General features: G+C 72.0%; 11 protein-coding genes and 1 pseudogene. 8 read left to right on the top strand and 4 right to left on the bottom strand.

The features are described from left to right. Positions 1-6: 6 nt before the first annotated feature. Complete coding sequence (gene cysC / locus ATJ88_RS13820) at positions 7-1,218, bottom strand: adenylyl-sulfate kinase (protein ID WP_098464325.1); 1,212 nt, start codon at positions 1,216-1,218, stop codon at positions 7-9. Continuing rightward, positions 1,215-2,174, bottom strand: coding sequence for a sulfite exporter TauE/SafE family protein (locus ATJ88_RS13815; RefSeq protein ID WP_170023630.1), 960 nt, complete (start codon positions 2,172-2,174; stop codon positions 1,215-1,217). Before ATJ88_RS13815 ends, cysC begins: the two co-directional genes overlap by 4 nt. Positions 2,175-2,360: 186 nt before the next feature. Between ATJ88_RS13815 and ATJ88_RS13810 the strand changes: the two genes are divergently transcribed. The 4 genes from ATJ88_RS13810 (at position 2,361) to ATJ88_RS13795 (ending at position 6,576) form a co-directional block, all read left to right on the top strand. Continuing rightward, positions 2,361-3,257 (top strand): inositol monophosphatase family protein, encoded by an 897-nt coding sequence (locus ATJ88_RS13810; RefSeq protein WP_098464324.1) that lies wholly within the window; start codon positions 2,361-2,363, stop codon positions 3,255-3,257. After that, complete coding sequence (cysD, locus tag ATJ88_RS13805) at positions 3,254-4,156, top strand: sulfate adenylyltransferase subunit CysD (RefSeq protein WP_098464323.1); 903 nt, start codon at positions 3,254-3,256, stop codon at positions 4,154-4,156. Before ATJ88_RS13810 ends, cysD begins: the two co-directional genes overlap by 4 nt. Positions 4,157-4,159: 3 nt before the next feature. After that, positions 4,160-5,470, top strand: a complete 1,311-nt coding sequence (gene cysN / locus ATJ88_RS13800) for a sulfate adenylyltransferase subunit CysN (protein ID WP_098464322.1) — start codon at positions 4,160-4,162, stop codon at positions 5,468-5,470. A gap of 95 nt (positions 5,471-5,565) precedes the next feature. Further along, on the top strand, positions 5,566-6,576 hold the full coding sequence (locus ATJ88_RS13795) for a GT-D fold domain-containing glycosyltransferase (RefSeq protein ID WP_098464321.1): 1,011 nt from the start codon (positions 5,566-5,568) through the stop codon (positions 6,574-6,576). 18 nt (positions 6,577-6,594) lie between these two features. Here the strand turns inward: ATJ88_RS13795 and ATJ88_RS13790 are convergent, their stop codons facing one another. Then, the gene (locus ATJ88_RS13790) at positions 6,595-7,842 is read right to left on the bottom strand and encodes a hypothetical protein (protein ID WP_098464320.1); all 1,248 of its coding nucleotides are present in this window, start codon (positions 7,840-7,842) and stop codon (positions 6,595-6,597) included. Positions 7,843-8,088: 246 nt separating this feature from the next. Here ATJ88_RS13790 and ATJ88_RS13785 point away from each other — a divergent pair, with 246 nt between their 5' ends. The 4 genes and pseudogenes from ATJ88_RS13785 to ATJ88_RS13770 all read left to right on the top strand — a co-directional run bounded on the left by ATJ88_RS13785 (position 8,089) and on the right by ATJ88_RS13770 (position 15,983). After that, positions 8,089-9,345 carry a glycosyl transferase gene (locus tag ATJ88_RS13785; RefSeq protein WP_141538689.1) on the top strand — a complete coding sequence of 419 codons (1,257 nt, stop codon included), beginning with the start codon at positions 8,089-8,091 and terminating at the stop codon, positions 9,343-9,345. Between the two features lie 149 nt (positions 9,346-9,494). Continuing rightward, a complete protein-coding gene (locus ATJ88_RS13780; RefSeq protein ID WP_098464318.1) occupies positions 9,495-12,965 on the top strand; it encodes a bifunctional glycosyltransferase/CDP-glycerol:glycerophosphate glycerophosphotransferase in 3,471 nt (1,156 codons plus the stop codon). A 1-nt stretch (position 12,966) separates the two neighbouring features. After that, positions 12,967-14,505: a LicD family protein gene (locus tag ATJ88_RS13775; protein WP_098464317.1), complete on the top strand. Its 1,539-nt coding sequence runs from the start codon at positions 12,967-12,969 to the stop codon at positions 14,503-14,505. A gap of 299 nt (positions 14,506-14,804) precedes the next feature. After that, positions 14,805-15,983: pseudogene (locus ATJ88_RS13770) on the top strand (IS30 family transposase). Positions 15,984-16,050: 67 nt separating this feature from the next. On the opposite strand, the gene ATJ88_RS13765 reads toward ATJ88_RS13770, so the two are convergent. After that, the gene (locus tag ATJ88_RS13765) at positions 16,051-17,271 is read right to left on the bottom strand and encodes a CDP-glycerol glycerophosphotransferase family protein (protein ID WP_098464316.1); all 1,221 of its coding nucleotides are present in this window, start codon (positions 17,269-17,271) and stop codon (positions 16,051-16,053) included. Between the last annotated feature and the right edge of the window lie 23 nt (positions 17,272-17,294).

Below are 17,294 nucleotides of genomic sequence, written 5' to 3'. Positions count from 1 at the left end.
CGGCGGCTACACCACGGCGCGAACCAGTGCGACGGCCTCCTCCACGGACACCTGCGAGGTGTCGATGACGAGGTCGGCGTCGTCGGGGGTCTCGTAGGGGGAGGAGATGCCGGTGAACTCGGCGATCTCCCCGGCGCGTGCCTTCGCGTAGAAGCCCTTGCGGTCGCGGGCCTCGCAGACCTCCAGCGGCGTGGAGACGTGCACCAGCACGAAGCGCCCGGCGGCCTCGGCCAGCGCGCGCACGCGGGCGCGCCCCGAGGCGAACGGCGCGATGGGGGCCGCGACGGCCACGCCGCCGTGCTGCGCGACGAGCGAGGCGACGTAGCCGATGCGCTCGACGTTGAGCTCACGCGACTCCTTGTCGAACCCGAGGCCCTTGGACAGGTGCTGGCGCACCTCGTCGCCGTCGAGCAGGGTCGTGCGGACGCCCTCGTCGTCGAGCTCGGCGGCCAGCGCCCGGGCGACGGTCGACTTGCCGGAGCCGGACAGCCCGGTGAAGAACACGACGGTGCCGGTGCGGCGGGCGTGCGTCGCGGCGTCCTCGACCTCGCGGGCGACCGCCGGCGGGTAGAGGGCCTCGACGGCGCGGCTCCGCACGGTGGCGAGGGCGTCCACCTCGTCCTGGACGGTCGCGGGACGCGAGTCCGCCAGGCGGACCGCCCGGTCGGCGCCGTGCGCGCAGGCGACGGCATCGGCCAGCGGCCCGTGGGCCCAGGGCACCACGACGACGTCGGTGCGCGGGGCGCCGGCCGCCCGGGCGGCGTCGCGCACGGCCAGCGCGACCCGGGTCAGCCCGGGACCGCCGAGGGCGCCGGGCGCGGGGGAGCGGCGGGCCACCGGCGCGAGGACGAGCACGGCCGCGGCACCGGCGACGAGCCCGGGCAGCGCCGCCAGCTCGGCCGTCGTCGGTGCCTCGTCGACGACGACCGCGAGGACGTCGCCGTCGGGGCCGACGGCGCGGCGGACGTCGGCGGCGACGTCGCGGGCCGGGCGCCGCAGCGCGGCGTCCCAGTGCGGCCCGGCCGCGCGCGCGATCGGCTTGACCGGCGTCGCGACGGCGCCGTCCAGGACGGCCAGCGGGGTGTTCTCGGCGTCCGTGAGGGTCACGGGGCTCGCCTCGGCGCCCGTCTCCAGGGCGGGGGAGCCGCCGCCGAGGTGGAGCTCGAGCGCGTCGAGCTCGTCGTCGGTCAGGACGTGGGTGGTCGCAGGCAGGTTCACGGGGTGTCGGGGTCCTTCGTCGGGGTGGAGGGCACGGCCGCGTCCGCGGCCGGCGCCCGGGGCGGGAGCTTCTTGAGGCGGTCGCGCACGAGCACCCAGGCGATGTTGCCGCCGACCAGCGCGGCGAGCGTGGCGCCCACGACGACCTCCACCGACGCGCCGAGCAGCTTGAGACCGGAGGCGAGCAGGAGGACGGCCAGCGCGCGGCGGATCAGGCCGCCGGGTGCGCGGCTCGACACCTGGGCGCCGAACCAGGCGCCGGGGATCGCACCGATGAGCAGGGACGTCGTCAGGGCGAGGGAGAACTCGCCGTACAGCAGGTGCCCGAGCGAGGCGGCCGCGACCAGCGGCACGGCCTGGACCAGGTCCGTGCCGACGAGCTGCGAGGCCTTGAGCGCGGGGTACAGGAGCAGGAGCACGACGATGACGATCGAGCCGGAGCCGACCGACGTCATGCCGACGAGCAGCCCGGCCACCGCGCCGAGCAGGAGCGTGGGCACCTTGCGCACGACGACGTCGGGAGCGGTCGGCACCGCCGGTCCCTCCCCGAGGGCGCGGCGGTGCTGGAGCGCGCCGAGGACGGCGCGCAGCACGAGCCCGGCGGACGCCAGCAGCAGGGCGCAGCCGAGGACGACGAGGAGGCCCTCCTCGAGCGAGTCCCCGAACGGCAGCGCCCGGATGAGGAACACGCCGCAGAACGCGGCGGGGACGGACCCGAGGCACAGCCACAGGACGAGCTGCAGGTTCACCGTGCGGCGGCGCAGGTGCACGATCGCGCCCGCGGGCTTCATGAACAGGCTCGCGACGATGTCGCTCGACACCGCCACGAGCGGGTCGACGCGGAACACGAAGACGAGCATCGGCGTCATGAGGGCGCCGCCGCCCATGCCCGTCAGCCCCACGACGAAGCCGACGGCGAGGCCGCCGAGGACGAGTCCCGGGTCGATGTCGATCATGCGTCGGCACCGGTCGCCGCGGGGTTCGCGCCGGCGGCGCGACCCGGTCCGCGGAGGGTGCCCCGGGAGGGCTCGGCGCCCGGTCTCGGACGGCGGTTCAGCACGCAGGCACGCATGGTCGGAATGGTAACCTCGGCCGGGTTCCAGGAGATCCCTGTGCCGACGCCCGAGACTTTGAGGAGCTCGATGTCCACGCCACAACCGGCATTCCCGGACCCCGCCCTGGGGGACGGCCCGCTGGCGACCGCCCTCGCACGGGGCGCGGGTGAGGTGCTGCTCGGTCTCCGTTCCGACGTCGACGCCGCCGGCGGCGCGTTCGACGCCAAGACCCTCAAGGACGCCGGTGACGCCGCGGCCCAGGCCTGGCTGGCGGCTGCCGTCGCCCAGGCCCGACCGGGTGACGCGGTGCTCTCCGAGGAGGCCAAGGACGACGCCGCGCGCACGGGCGCCGACCGGGTCTGGATCATCGATCCCCTCGACGGCACCCGCGAGTTCGCCGAGCGCGCCGGTCACGGCGCGCCGACCGACCCCTGGCGCGACGACTTCGCCGTCCACGTGGCGCTGTGGGTCCGCGGGACCGACGACGCGACCGGCGGCCCCGGCGGTCTCGCCGCCGGCGCGGTCGCGCTGCCGGCCCGTGACCTTGTTCACACGACGCACGAGCCGTCGTCGGCCGCCGACCTGGACGCCGCGGTCGCCGCGGTGCTGGCCGGCGACCGTCCGCTGCGGATCGCGGCGAGCCGTTCCCGCCCGCCCGCCTTCGTCGCCGCGCTCGCCGAGCGCGACGACGTCGAGCTCGTCCCGATGGGCTCCGCCGGCGTCAAGGTGGTGTCCGTCGTCGACGGCACCGTCGACGCGTACGTCCACGGCGGCGGCCAGTACGAGTGGGACTCGGCCGCGCCCGTCGCGGTCGCCCTCGCCGCCGGCCACGAGTGCACGCGCCTCGACGGCACGCCGCTCGAGTACAACCGCCAGGATCCCTGGCTCCCCGATCTGTTCGTCTGCCACCCGGCCCTGGCCGCGCACCTGCGCGCGGCGCTCAGCGAGGTCGGCGTGGAGATCAAGGAAGGTGCCCAGTCGTGACGTCCCACGTCCTGAGCCAGCTCCGCAGCCTCGAGGCGGAGAGCATCCACATCATCCGTGAGGTCGTCGCCGAGATGCAGCGGCCCGTGCTGCTGTTCTCCGGCGGCAAGGACTCGATCGTCATGCTGCACCTCGCGGCCAAGGCGTTCGCACCTGCGCGGATCCCGTTCCCGATCATGCACGTCGACACCGGCCTGAACTTCCAGACCGTGCTCGACTGCCGTGACCGCTGGGTCGAGCGTCTCGGCATCCAGCTGGTCGTCGCGTCCGTGCCGGACGCGATCGACCGCGGTCTCGTCCAGGAGGAGCCGAACGGGTCGCGCAACCGCATCCAGACGCCCGTCCTGCTCGAGGCGATGGAGAAGAACGGCTTCGACGCCGCGTTCGGCGGAGGCCGCCGCGACGAGGAGAAGGCCCGCGCCAAGGAGCGCGTGTTCTCCTTCCGCGACGACTTCGGCCAGTGGGACCCGAAGAACCAGCGCCCCGAGATCTGGAGCCTGTACAACGGCCGGGTCCACCAGGGCGAGTCGATCCGCGTGTTCCCGCTGTCCAACTGGACCGAGCTGGACATCTGGTCGTACATCGCGGCCGAGGACATCGACCTGCCCGACCTCTACCTCGCCCAGGAGCGCGAGGTCGTGGACCGCGGCGGCATGCTGTTCGCCGTGAACGAGTTCACCCCCCTCAAGGACGGTGAGACGTCCGAGGTCCGTTCGGTGCGCTACCGCACCGTCGGCGACGCGAACCTCACGGCCGCGGTCGCGTCAGAGGCCGCGACGCTGCACGAGATCGTCGAGGAGATCGCGGCGGTGCGCATCACCGAGCGCGGCGCCACGCGTGGCGACGACAAGGTGAGCGAGGCCGCCATGGAGGACCGGAAGCGAGAGGGCTACTTCTAAGCCATGACCACCACGACCGACACCACCGCCGAGGCCCTCACCGACGGCTCGGTGGACCTCCTGCGGTTCGCGACCGCCGGCTCCGTCGACGACGGCAAGTCGACCCTCATCGGGCGTCTGCTGTTCGACTCCAAGACGATCTTCGAGGACCAGCTCGACTCCGTCGAGAAGGTCTCCCAGGACCGCGGGAACGACTACACCGACCTGGCGCTCCTCACGGACGGCCTGCGCGCCGAGCGCGAGCAGGGCATCACGATCGACGTCGCGTACCGCTACTTCACGACGCCGAAGCGCAAGTTCATCATCGCGGACACCCCGGGGCACATCCAGTACACCCGCAACATGGTGACCGGTGCCTCGACGGCCGACGTCGCGCTCATCCTCGTGGACGCGCGCAAGGGCGTCATCGAGCAGTCGCGGCGGCACACGTTCCTCGCGACGCTGCTGGGCGTCCCGCACATCGTGGTCTGCGTCAACAAGATGGACCTCGTGGACTACTCCGAGGAGGTCTTCGAGAACATCCGCCGCGAGTTCACGGAGTTCGCCTCGCGCCTGCGCGTCCCGGACCTGACGTTCATCCCGATCTCGGCGCTGGTGGGCGACAACGTCGTCAACCGGTCCGAGAACACGCCGTGGTACGACGGCTCGCCGCTGCTGAGCCACCTCGAGCGCCTGCACGTGGCCTCGGACCGCAACCTGGTGGACGTCCGCTTCCCGGTCCAGTACGTCATCCGCCCGCAGTCCCACGACGCGCGCGACTACCGCGGCTACGCGGGCACCGTGGCGTCGGGCGTCATGAAGGCGGGCGACCGCGTCGTGGCGCTGCCCGCGGGTCTCGAGACGACCATCGAGTCGATCGACACCGCGGACGGGCCCGTCGAGGAGGCGTACCCCCCGATGTCCGTGACCGTGCGGCTCGCCGACGAGATCGACATCTCGCGCGGCGACATGATCGCCCGGCCGAACAACAAGCCGGCGGCGCTGCAGGAGATCGACGCCCAGATCTGCTGGATGGACGAGTCCGCCCCGCTGGTCAAGGGCAAGAAGTACGCGATCAAGCACACGTCCCGGTGGGCGCGGGCCATGGTCAAGGACATCAACTACCGCGTCGACGTCAACACGCTGCACCGCGACGAGGAGGCGACCGAGATCCGGCTCAACGAGATCGGCCGCATCCAGCTCCGCGTCACGGTCCCGCTGTTCGTCGACCCGTACACGCAGAACCGTCAGACCGGCTCGTTCATCCTCGTGGACGAGGCGACCAACAAGACGGTCGCGGCCGGCATGGTCGGCGGCCTGCCCCGCTCGGCCTGACAGCCGTGGCCAGGCCGGGCCGTCCTCGGACGGCCCGGCCTTCTGCATGTCCCGGTGCGGTCCACGCCGCACCACACCGAAGTGAAGGTTGATCGATGGGTACTTTCCGACTTCCCGGCGCACGGGTGGCGAGCGACGTGCTGAAGGAGCTGCGCCGCATCCGGTCCGTGGGTGAGAAACAGCTCGCCGCCTCCCGGCGGACGGCACGCCGCGCCGGACAGCTGGAGAAGCAGGTCGCCGAGCTGACGACCGCGCTCTCGTCCCGCATGGATCGTCTGAACGGCGAGATCGGGACGATTCGAGCCGACGTCGAGGCCAGCAGGAAGGAGCTCAGGACGCTCCGCGTGTCGTCGACGGCGGCGACGATGAGCGACGTCCTCGACTTCAGCGCGCGTCGGCAGATGACCCTCCGCCAGACTCTCGAGCTGCTGGCGCGCAAGCGAGTCAGCTTCGCACGGTTCGGCGACGGCGAGTTCCGCCTGATGGTCGACCCGCTCTACCACCTCGGGTTCCAGCGGAACAGCGCGGAGCTCCGTGCCGCGCTGCGGGAGACCCTCAGCACACCTGCGCCCGACGCCCTGCTCCTCGGATGGCCCCAGAGCTTCCGCACGGCGCACAACAGCGCCGTCTGGGAGCTCGTCTGGGAGGACGTGCGGCGGATGGTTCCCGAGGGCCAGCAGTTCGGCAACAGCCACGTGTCGCGTCCGGCCTGCTTCAGCGAGCTCGGCGAGGACGCCGTTCGGCTGTGGCGGGAGGTGTGGGACGGCGAGCACGTCCTGGTCGTGACGGGCGAGGGGTCGAGGTTCGACCTGGTCCCGGGCCTCTTCGACAACATCGCCGGTGCGGAGCACCTCTGGGCGGCTCCTCGGCACGCCTTCGAGGAGATCGATCGCCTGGAGAAGGAGATCGTCGCCCGCGCGTCGGACGAGCTCGTCCTCATCGCGCTGGGCCCGGCGGGGACCATCCTCGCGAGCCGGCTGGCCCGAGCCGGGGTGTGGGCGATCGACGTGGGTCACATCTCGAGCAGCTACCTGCACGTGAACGAGGGGCAGCCCGAGCCGGAGAAGACGCCTGCGGTCCGCGACGCCACGGCTCCGCCCCGCTAGCTCTCGTGGCGCCTGGAGTCAGCCGCGGTGAAGTCGGCGTCCCACGCGGGCGCGCAGCTCGTGCGCGAGCTCTCGACCGCTCGCCTCGTCGAGCGAGCGCGACGAGGCCGCTTCCCGCCCGCTTCGTGCCTTCTTCAGCTCGGCCCGGGTGCGCGTGAGGTCTGCCCGCACCTGCTCGAGCTCGGTCCGTGCGGCGTCGAGTCGGGCCTCGTCGCGGCGACCCTGGCGCATCACGCCCAGCAGCGCCTCGACCGCGGCGTCGATGGGGACCACGTCGGCGGTCATCACGGGGTCCTCGACGGACGGTGCCGGGGCCGTGAGCAACTCGAGGTCGCCGACCACCCGCACGCCGGCGGCGGAGATCTGCTCGGCGTAGCGGTAGGCCCGCTCGTCGGCGCGTTCCGCCGCCCACCGGGGCAGCACGAGGCGCGTGTCGTGAGGGCCGGGCCGTCGACGGCGCAGCAGGGACGTCGAGGCGGAGTCGCGGAACCACTTGCAGTACTCGAGCCACGTGAGCTGGTCGCGAAGCCTGAGGTTGAGGACGCGGTGGAACTCCGCCTCCTCGACCGACATGCCGCGGTTCGACGCCTTGGCGTCGAGCTCTGCCGTGCCCAGCAGACCGGGCTCGAGGCCAAGCATCGCCTCGAAGGCGTCGAACAGCAGGGTCGGCGTGGACTTGTCGACGACGACGACGGTGACGTTCTCGGGCCCGAACGCCTTCGCCCAGCGGGTCACGACGGCGCCCTGGTCGTGGCGGTCGGTGAAGGGTCGCAGGTCCTCGGACGGCTCGTCCGACAGCATCTCGGTGAGCCAGGTCTCGAAGGGCCAGCGGTCGCCCTCCTTGGTGGTCTGCTGCCAGACCGAGGGCAGGAGGGAGCCGTAGCCGCGCAGCGTGACGACGACGTGCGCGCGCTCGCCGAGCTCTTCGTGCCACCGCGCCGCGGTGGCGTCGTCGGCGTTCGCACCGAACTCGTGGCAGATCCAGATCTTGTTCTCGGTGTCCCGGTCGATCTCCTGCCGGAGCTTGGCCCAGGCGCCTGCGACGGGTGTGGTGCCCCAGCCCCAGGAATGCCCCATGAAGTCGTTGACGGCGCTGCGATGATTGACGGAACGCCCGGGGTAGCGCACCCCCTGGGCGAGCAGCTCGGGGCGGAGTGCGGTGGCGGCGTTCTGCAGGCCTGTCGTCCCGGTCTTCATCAGGCCGATGTGGAACAACACCGCCCGGTTGGGCAGGGGGGTCGGTCGGGCCGCTTCGGCGCTGCTCATCTTTCTCCTCCGTGCATCACGGACGGGCCAGGGGCCGTGCGGCACCCTTCGGCTCGCCTCGTGCCAGGCATGGACCTCGGGTCGGCACCCCGAGGTGCCAGGACCGACTGTAGTTGACCACGCTCGCGGGCACGTCCGAAGTTCGGACGCATGGCTGGGGAAACGAGCCGTCGGCGGCGTGTGCAGGGCTCCTATGATGTGACGACCCCGCCCGACCTGGTCGGGCACGTCTGGGAAGGTGGACGCATGACTGACGCGGCACGAGGCGCGGGACTGCGCCGGGCGGTCCGCTCGTCCGGCGGTCGGATCATCCGTCGGCTCGGCCTGCTGCCCGGCGGTGTTCCCGACGGGCTGGGTGATGACGACGCGCTGCAGGGCACGACGCTGGACGCCCGCGCGGTCGTGTTCTTCGGCGACCCGCCGCAGAGCATGTACCAGATCCGCCAGTGGTACGGCGCGTTCGAGGCGCTCGACCGCCGCATGCCGCTCGTCGTCGTCGCGGGTGACTCGCGCACGGCGCGGCTGCTCCGCGCGGAGACGTCCCTGCGGGTCGTGGTCGTGGCCCGGCACGCGACGCTCGACGAGATTCTCGCGGGCAGCGACGTGCGCCTGGCGCTGTACGTCAACCACAGCCAGCAGAACTTCACGATGCTGAGCTTCGCGCAGGTGGTGCACGTGTCCCTGCTGCACGGCGACTCCGACAAGACCGTGTCGGTGTCCAACCAGCACAAGGCGTACGACCTGGTGTTCGTCGCCGGTCGGGCCGCGGTCGACCGCTTCTCGCGGAACCTGCCCTACTTCGACGCGGAGGGCCGTTGCGTGCCGGTCGGCCGTCCCCAGCTCGACGCCTTGCCCCTGGCAGCCCGGCCGCGCCCGGAGGGCCGGGCGACGGTCCTGTACGCGCCCACCTGGGAGGGTGCGAACCCGTCGGTGGCGTACGGCTCGCTCGACGTGCTCGGTCCCGACCTGGCGCGCGCGGTGATCGCGGACCCTCGGTTGCGCCTGTTGTACCGCCCGCACCCGCTGAGCGGCGTGCGCTCGGGGGCCTATGCGGACGCCGACGCCGAGGTCCGTGAGATCGTGGCGCGGGCCGTCGCGGCGGACCCCGCCGCGGGGCACGGCGTGCGTACGGACGGCGAGCTCGCGGCCACGTTCGGCGAGGCCGACGTCCTGGTGTGCGACATCTCGGCCGCGTCCACGGAGTGGCTGCCGACGCTGCGGCCCCTGGTGGTCACCGACGTGTCCGCCCCCTGGGCCCGGGTGGCGGCCACGCCCCTGCTGGAGATCACCCCGCGCCTGGGCGTCGCGGACCTGCCCGGCCTGACGGACCTGCTCGCCCGCGAGGCCGGCGAGGACCCCGGTCGCGCCGCCCGGGAGCGGCTGGTCGAGTACTACCTGGGCGACGTCACGCCGGGGTCGTCGACGGCTCGGTTCGTGCGGGCCTGCGAGGAGGCCTGGGAGGCCCACGTCGCGGAGCTCGCGCGGCTCGACGACCTGGCCTGAGGCCGTCGCCGGCCGACCGGCCGCCGCGCCGGCCGGTCGTGACGCGCGGGGGCGCTCCGGTAGCCTGTCCGCCGGTGCGCGCACGCGCGGCGAGGGGCCGCGACGACCGGTGCGCCACCGCCCGCCGAGGACATCGAGGACGCGACACGGTGCAAGAGATCATCAGCAAGGCCGCCCGACGTGCGACCCGGATCGTGCCGACCCGGCTCCGCGAGGCCGTCAAGGAGCACCGGGCCGCCGGCCGGTCCATGCTCGTGTCGGTCGTGGTGCCGGTGTACAACGTCGAGGAGTACCTCGCGGAGTGCCTGGAGTCGATCCTCTCCCAGACGCACCGCCGCCTCGAGGTCGTGGTGGTCGACGACGGCTCGCCCGACCGCTCGATCGACGTCGCTCGGCGGTTCGCCGACCAGGACAATCGCGTCCGGATCGTCCGCCAGGCCAACGCGGGCCTCGGCGCGGCCCGCAACACCGGTGCCCGGCACGCCCGCGGCCAGATGATCTGCTTCGTCGACTCGGACGACACGATCCCCCCGACGTCGATCGAGACGATGCTGCGCTCGCTGGTGAGCAGCGGGTCGGACTTCGCCGTCGGCTCGCTGGTGCGGGACACGTCGGACGGCCGGTTCATGCCGCCGTGGGCGCGCAAGCTGCACGCGACGACGCGGCAGGGGCTGCGCTTCTCGGACGACCCCGAGGTGCTGAAGAACGTCTTCGCGTGGACCAAGCTGTACCGCACCGAGTTCTTCCGGCGGGTCGTGCGCGAGTTCCCGGACGGTCTCTACGAGGACCAGGTCCCGGCGGCCCGCGCCTACCTGCACGGCACGTTCGACGTGCTGAGCGACGTCGTGTGCTACTGGCGCATCCGTGACGACGGCACGTCCATCACCCAGCAGAAGTCGACGATGAAGGACCTCGTCGGCCGGTGGACGATGCTGGACGAGCTCGCCGAGGAGATGAAGGACGCGCCGGCGGACCTGCTGCGCGCCTGGCAGGTCAAGACGGTCGGGTTCGACATGCGCCCGTACTACGAGCAGGTGCCCCGGACCCCGGCCGAGTACTGGGAGTTCCTGCAGGGCCGGGTGCGCCACTTCGTGGACGAGGTCGGCTACGACGTGCTGGCCGAGGTCCCGGTGTCGGACCGTCTGCTGGCGGCCGCGACCTATCACGGCCACCGGGACGACCTGGCGGTCCTGGTGCAGCGCAAGGAGTCGCAGACCTGGAAGCTGCCGGGCCACGTGGTCGACGGCAGGCCGGTGGTCCAGGACCGCTTCTTCGACGAGCTGGCGCTGGCTCCGGACGAGGTCGTCGCGTCGCTGGAGCGCGACGCCGAGGTGCGGGGCCGCACCGACCTGGTGCGCATCGAGGACCGCACGCTGGTGGTGGAGGGCAGCGCCCACCTCGCCAACGTCACGACCACGGCGGGCTCGGACGTGTCGCTGCGGCTGTTCGCCGTGGACGACGCCGGCGGGCGGGTGGAGGCCGCGGTCGAGCTGCGCGACGACCCCGCCGTCGACGCGTTCGCGAAGGACCCGTGGAACGAGCACGCCCAGGCGGGCTTCACGGCGACGCTCGACCTGGGTCTGCTGGAGCGGCGCAGCTGCACCCTGGAGGTGGAGGTCACCGTCGACGGCTGGTCGGCGACCGGTTCCCTCCCCAAGCCCGACTACCGCGGCCGGGGCCGCATGCCCGTCTTCGACGCCCTCGGCGGGGACGGCCGCTGGTGCCTGGAGCGGCAGTCGGACACCGGGCTCGTGCTGCGCCGGCTGACGGCGAACCGCGTGCCGGTGCGTGCCGCGGAGCTCGACGGCACGCGGGTGCGCCTCACCCTGGACGCGCTGCCCGCCGGGGCCACCGTCCTGGCGACGTCGACCGACGCCTCCGTCGAGGCGACCGTCACGGCCGACGGCACGTCCACGGTCGCGGAGCTCGACCTGGGGCCGTGGGTCGGCGAGGAGCGCTCGTGGGTGTTCGCGATGCGCCGCGCCCGTTCGACGCAGTCCGTGCGGCTGTCGTGGGCGGAGGCGTCCGCGAGCCTCGTCCTGCCCCGCGGGACGCTCGGCGCGACCTCCACGTCGCAGTACGGCAACGTCACGCTGGAGACCGGCCCGGTGGTGTCCCAGGCCGACGAGGTGCTGCTCACCGACGGCGGGCTGGAGGTCACCGGCTGGTGCACGACCGGCCCCGGCACGGGCGCCGTGAGCGCCGTCCTCGTGGGCGGCGGCACGGAGACCGCCCCGGTGCCGGTGGAGGTGTCCGAGGGCGGTGCGTTCCGCGTGGTGATCCCCCTGGTCGACCGGCACGGCATCCCGATGCCCAGCGGTCCGCAGCTCGCGCTCAGCATGGTCGTCGACGACGTCACCTGCCCGGTGCGCATCGCGACGGCTCTGTGGAGCCGGCTCCCCGTCGAGCGGGACGTGGCCGACCTCCGGGCCGAGGTCACGGCGTCGCCCCGTGCGGCCCTCGCGGTCGCCCTGCGGCCGCCGTTCGAGGACGACGCCCGTGGCCGGCGCCACCAGCAGCTTCTCATCGACGCCTACCGGGCGACGGGGGGCCCGCTGCAGGACGCCGCGCTGTTCGAGGCGTTCGGCGGGCGGACCGTCGGTGACTCACCGCTCGCGCTGAGCCGCGAGCTGCACCGCACGCACCCCGAGGTGGTGCAGTACTGGTCGGTCGCGGACCTGCGGACGTCGGTCCCGGAGTGGGCCACCCCGGTGCTGCGGTACTCGCGCCCCTGGTTCGAGGCGCTCGGCGGGTCGCGGCTGCTCGTCAACAACAACAACTGGCCGTGGTACTTCACCAAGCGCCCCGGGCAGGTGTACGTGCAGACGTGGCACGGCACGCCCCTCAAGCGCATCGGCAACCACGTGCCGGACGCGAACCTGTCGATCACGTACCGACGCCTCATGGAGCGCGAGGCCGCGTGGTGGGACCTCCTGCTCGCGCAGAACGACTACTCGGCGAAGATCTTCCCGGAGGCGTTCGGTTTCGCCGGGGACGTCGTCGTCGCGGGCTACCCGCGCAACGACAGCCTCGTCGGGGCGGACGCGGAGGACACGCGACACCGCGTGCGCGAGCAGCTCGGCCTGGCGCCCGACACCCACGTGGTGCTGTACGCGCCGACGTGGCGGGACAACCTGCGCACGGCGTCGCAGGGCTACGGACGGGTCTCCTACCTGGACGCCGAACAGCTCCCGGCCGGGACGGTCGTGCTGTACCGGGGTCACGCGAACACCGCGGGCGCGACGACCACCCTGCCCGGCACCGTCATCGACGTGACCCGCCACCCGGACGTCAACGAGCTCATGCTCGCCTCCGACGCCCTCGTCACCGACTACTCGTCGATCATGTTCGACTACGCGGTGCTGCGTCGTCCGATCTACTTCCTCGTGCCCGACCTCGAGCTGTACTCGGGGACGACGCGCGGCTTCTACCGCGACCTGGCCGACCTCGCGCCGGGTCCGCTGTGCGACAGCACACCGCACCTGGTGGAGGCGCTGAGCGCCGACTACTGGGCCGCGCACGGGGGCGACTACGACGCCTTCGTCGCGGAGTTCGTCCCCCACGACGACGGCGCCGCGGCGTCCCGAGTCCTCGCGCACCTCTTCACGACGGAGTCCTGACATGACACCTCGGAACCTGAGGTCACGGATCTCCGTGGCGGTCCACGTGCTGCGGACCGGGGAACTCCCCGGGGAGGGGCAGGTGGAGGTCGAGGCGACGAGCGGTCCGGAGCCTCTGGGCCGCGAGCGCAGCAGTCTCGTCGACCGGCCGGGGACGGCGACGCTGCTGCCGTCGCTCGGATACTTCGGCGGGATCGCTGCCAACCACCTCGCTGTCCCGGTCTCCGGCACTGTCGGTGCGGTGCGGCTCTTCCTGCCGTCCGACGAGCCGGGCCAGATCGACCTGCGCGGCATCGAGCTGTACCGCCGCGGTCGTCGGGTCGATCCGACGAAGGCCGGGGCACGGGTGGAGCAGAGCTCGGACACGACGAAGGACGACCGGTCACCGTTCGCACTCGGGGGGATCCGCACCGCCAAGGAGATCGGCCCCTGGTGGAGCGTCTCGTTCGAGGCCCCGGTCGCTGTCGACGAGGTGAGGGTGTTCAATCGGCTCGACGGTTTCGGCCACCGCAACCGGCGCCTGACCGTCGGTGTCGCGGACGGCGCAGGACGCCACGGTGCGGTCGTCACGGTGGACTCCGACCGGGTCGTACGTCGGACGCTCGATCTCGTCGAGCGCCTGACGGGCATCAGGGTCCCGGAGTCTGATCTCGACGCTGTCGCGTCGGCGGCGACGGCACGTCGGCGGGTCGTCGCGGCCCTCGCCGCCCGTGCCCAGGAGGGTCTGCTCACCACCGATCCCGTCGAGGAGCGGCTGCTGGTGTCCCTGGTGCCGCTGGAGCCCGTGGAGCAGGACCTCGACGACGACGACTGGGCGCTGCTGGGCCATGTGCTCGCCGCGGAGCGGCATCGGCTTCCGTCCACGGCGACGTCGATCCGCACGTTCCATCTCCAGCTGCGCACCCGGGCCCGTCTCGAACGGCTCACCGACGAGGTCAACCGGGCCGGTGCCGTGCTGGGGTCGCCGGTGGCCATTCTGTCGCGCCACGGCATCGTCGACCAGAGCGGCCTCCGCCAGGAGTCCGCTCGATACCTCGACACGATCGAGAGGGCGTCGGCGCTGCTCGGTGGGCTGGGCTACCCGACCATGCTGGCGTACGGGACGCTGCTGGGTGCGGTGCGCGAGCGGGACTTCCTCGCCCACGACGACGACGTGGACCTCATGGTCCCGTTGGAGGTGCCCGACCGCGCGGCGGCGGAGCCGGTGCTGGAGAAGCTGCGCTCGGACCTGCGTGAGGCCGGCTGGAAGGTGTCCCGGCCGAACTCGTACACCAACTTTCATCTGCACGACCCGTCGACCGGCCTGCACGTGGACGTGTTTCCGCTGTTCGTGGACGGTGAACGCCTGACGCTCCACATGGAGGGCATGAAGCTGCGCACCATCCCGGCGTCCGTGGTGATGCCGCCGACGCCGCTGGAGTTCAAGGGGCGTGACCTGCTGGGCCCGGCGGACCCCGAGGCGTTCCTGGCCGAGCGCTACGGCGACGGCTGGTCCGTGGCGGACCCGTACTACGACTGGCCCTGGCGCCTCGACGGCTGATCCGCCTCGGGCTCCCCGCGACGACGAAGGCCCGGACCGCCGGGGGCCGGTTCTAGCGATCCCCGCAACACCCTGGATTTCAGGGGGTTGCGGGGATCGTGGTTTCACCAGAGCTCAGGGCGCGGTTCTTCGAGGTCTTCGACGAGGTAGCGAGTGCGACGATCGCGGCGCGCGTGGTCGGGGTGAACAGGCATACGGCTGCCGGGTGGGTGCGGAAGGCTGGTCGGCGTTCTGAGGGGCAGGGTGGGCGTGGCCCGCATCCGCGCAGGGTCGAGTACGAACAGCTTCGCCGCACGGGTTTGTCCCGGCGGCGGGCCGCGCAGCAGGTCGGGGTCAACGTGCGTACCGCGCTGGACTGGGACGCCGGGGTACGGAAGGCTCGCGGGGCTCGCATCTACCCGGATGGTCGCCGGGTGGACTACACCACGGGCGTGACGACTCATGTGGAAGTGGCCATCACGCCCTCGCTCGCTGCGCTGGAGGCCGAGCTGGATCCACGGTTCTTGACGTTGGCGGAGCGGGAGCAGATCGCTGACCTGCGCCGTGAGGGCGCCTCGTTGCGGGCGATCGGGCGGGCGTTGGGGCGCCCGGCCTCGACGATCAAGCGTGAGATCGACGCCCGGTCGGCCGGCGGGGTCTACCGACCCCATGCGGCCCAGCGGTCCTGGGTGGCGTCTCGGGCGCGCCCCAAGCGGGCCAAGCTCGCCGTGAATGGTCCGCTGCGCCAGTACGTGACCGCCAAGCTCGCGGTGCGGTGGTCGCCCGAACAGATCTGTCACGCTCTGGTCAAGGAGTATCCGAACGACGAGAGCATGCGGGTGAGTACCGAGACGATCTACCAGGCGCTCTACGTCTAGGCCCGCGGCGGGCTGCGTCGTGAGGTCGCGGCCGCGCTGCGCACCGGACGCACCCGCCGCAAGCCGCGCCGTAGCGCGGAGCAGCGCACGCCCCGGTTCGCCGACGAGATGGTGATGATCTCCGAACGACCGGCCGAGGTCGCCGACCGGGCCGTGCCCGGCCACTGGGAAGGTGACCTGATCGTGGGTACCGCCTCGCAGTCCGCGATCGTGACCCTGGTGGAACGCACCACCCGCTACGTGCTCCTCGGACATCTGCCCGGTGGACACACCGCCGAGGAGGTCCGCGACGTTCTGGTCCCGCTGATCGGGACCCTGCCCGCGCACCTGCGTGGCTCGCTGACCTGGGACCAGGGCAGCGAGATGGCCGCCCATCGCCAGTTCACGATCGCCACGAACGTGCCGGTCTACTTCTGCGACCCGCACTCGCCCTGGCAGCGCGGATCGAACGAGAACACCAACGGTCTGCTGCGTCAGTACTTCCCCAAGGGCACCGACCTGCGGGCCTACGGGCCCGAAGACCTCGAACACGTCGCCCAGGAACTCAACGGCCGACCACGCAAGACGCTCGACTGGGATACCCCAGCCGAGCGTCTGCGTGGTCTACTGACGGCCACATAACCATCAGGTGTTGCGAGGACCCCTGGAAACCGCCGGGACGCCCCGGTCCGGGCCTTCGTCGTCCCGTTCAGATCGCCTCGGTGGCCAGCTTCTGACGCCGGTCGATGATCTCGGACGAGACGTCGAGGAACGTTCGGAGCGAGACCCCGGGTGTCGTGTCGCCGAAGTAGTGCTCGACGATCTGTCCGTAGCGCTCGCGGTCGCCGCCGTCACGGACCGCTTCGATCACCGTGAGGACGTCCGAGGCGTCCTCGGCACGGAAGGTCCGCAGCAGACCGGGCAGACCGTCCCGATCCACTTCGGCTGCTGCTGCCGCGGGTTCGGTCAGGAGAAGTGGCTTGCCCGTCGCGAGGAAGTCGAACGCCACGGCGGAGATGTCGCAGACGCAGACGTCGGCGGCTGCGAGGTGCCAGCCGAACACCGAGTCGGTGTCGACGACGTGGCTCGCGTCGGGGTCGGCCTCGTTGGCGGCCTCGATCTTGCGGACAACCTCGTCGTGCAGCTCGCGGAACGACGGGTCGAACGCCCCGGTGCGCGGATGGGGACGGTACACGACCCGGTGCTGACCGGTCGTGAGCAGTACGTCCAGCATTCCCGGGGCGTGCGAACCGAGCGACGAGTACTGCATCGAGGGACGGTCGCCCTCCCAGGTCGGTGCGTAGAGCACGACCGTGCGGTGGTCGTCGGGCAAGGCCGGGCCGGAGTGCTTCACGTCGACCTGCGGGCGACCGATCCGCCGGAGGTGGGCCTCGCGGTCGAAGTCCACCAGGCGGCGGCCGATGCGGTCGTAGGCCGCCTGACCCGCGATGAACGTGTGGTCGTAGGCCTTGAGCTGGTTCGACGCCATGTAGTCCTTGTCGGACTCCCCGTGGCTGATGAAGATGTGGGCGGGGTCGCGGAACCGCATCATCCGGAAGTTGACGATGTTCTGGTTCACGTAGAACACCGCCCCGACGGAGTGCTCGGCGAGCCACTGCTCCGTCAGGCCGATCTGCGGCTGGAGCAGCACCGGCAGCGGACACTCGTCCTTGAGGAGGTTCGCCGTGCTGACGTTGCGCACGAGCACAGCGACGGGGCGTCGCTCGGCCAGGTGCCGCATCGGCTCGTACCACTGCCGAAGCTGGTAGACGTTCACAGGCCCGTCGGGGAAGAAGATCGCCGCACCGAAGTTCTCTTCGACCGGGCCACGCTGTTCGGCGAACCGGTCCCACTCGGACTGGTTGCGACGGCGGTCGAAAGCGGAGGTGACGATCCCGGAGAATGTCTTGATGTCGCGGAGCAACGGCATGCTTCGATGGCGCTTTCTGAGGC

It is taken from the genome of Isoptericola jiangsuensis, from assembly GCF_002563715.1.
GTDB classification, from domain to species: domain Bacteria; phylum Actinomycetota; class Actinomycetes; order Actinomycetales; family Cellulomonadaceae; genus Isoptericola; species Isoptericola jiangsuensis.
Note: the sequence above shows the minus strand (reverse complement) of the source record. Positions and strands in the feature narration are given on the sequence as shown.

Coding starts and splice junctions, on each gene's coding strand:
- ATJ88_RS13775 (WP_098464317.1), top strand. CDS start 12,967: ATGACACCTCGGAACCTGAGGTCACGGATCTCCGTGGCGGTCCACGTG.
- cysN (WP_098464322.1), top strand. CDS start 4,160: ATGACCACCACGACCGACACCACCGCCGAGGCCCTCACCGACGGCTCG.
- ATJ88_RS13785 (WP_141538689.1), top strand. CDS start 8,089: ATGACTGACGCGGCACGAGGCGCGGGACTGCGCCGGGCGGTCCGCTCG.
- ATJ88_RS13790 (WP_098464320.1), bottom strand. CDS start 7,842: ATGAGCAGCGCCGAAGCGGCCCGACCGACCCCCCTGCCCAACCGGGCG.
- ATJ88_RS13765 (WP_098464316.1), bottom strand. CDS start 17,271: ATGCCGTTGCTCCGCGACATCAAGACATTCTCCGGGATCGTCACCTCC.
- ATJ88_RS13815 (WP_170023630.1), bottom strand. CDS start 2,174: ATGATCGACATCGACCCGGGACTCGTCCTCGGCGGCCTCGCCGTCGGC.
- ATJ88_RS13795 (WP_098464321.1), top strand. CDS start 5,566: ATGGGTACTTTCCGACTTCCCGGCGCACGGGTGGCGAGCGACGTGCTG.
- ATJ88_RS13810 (WP_098464324.1), top strand. CDS start 2,361: ATGTCCACGCCACAACCGGCATTCCCGGACCCCGCCCTGGGGGACGGC.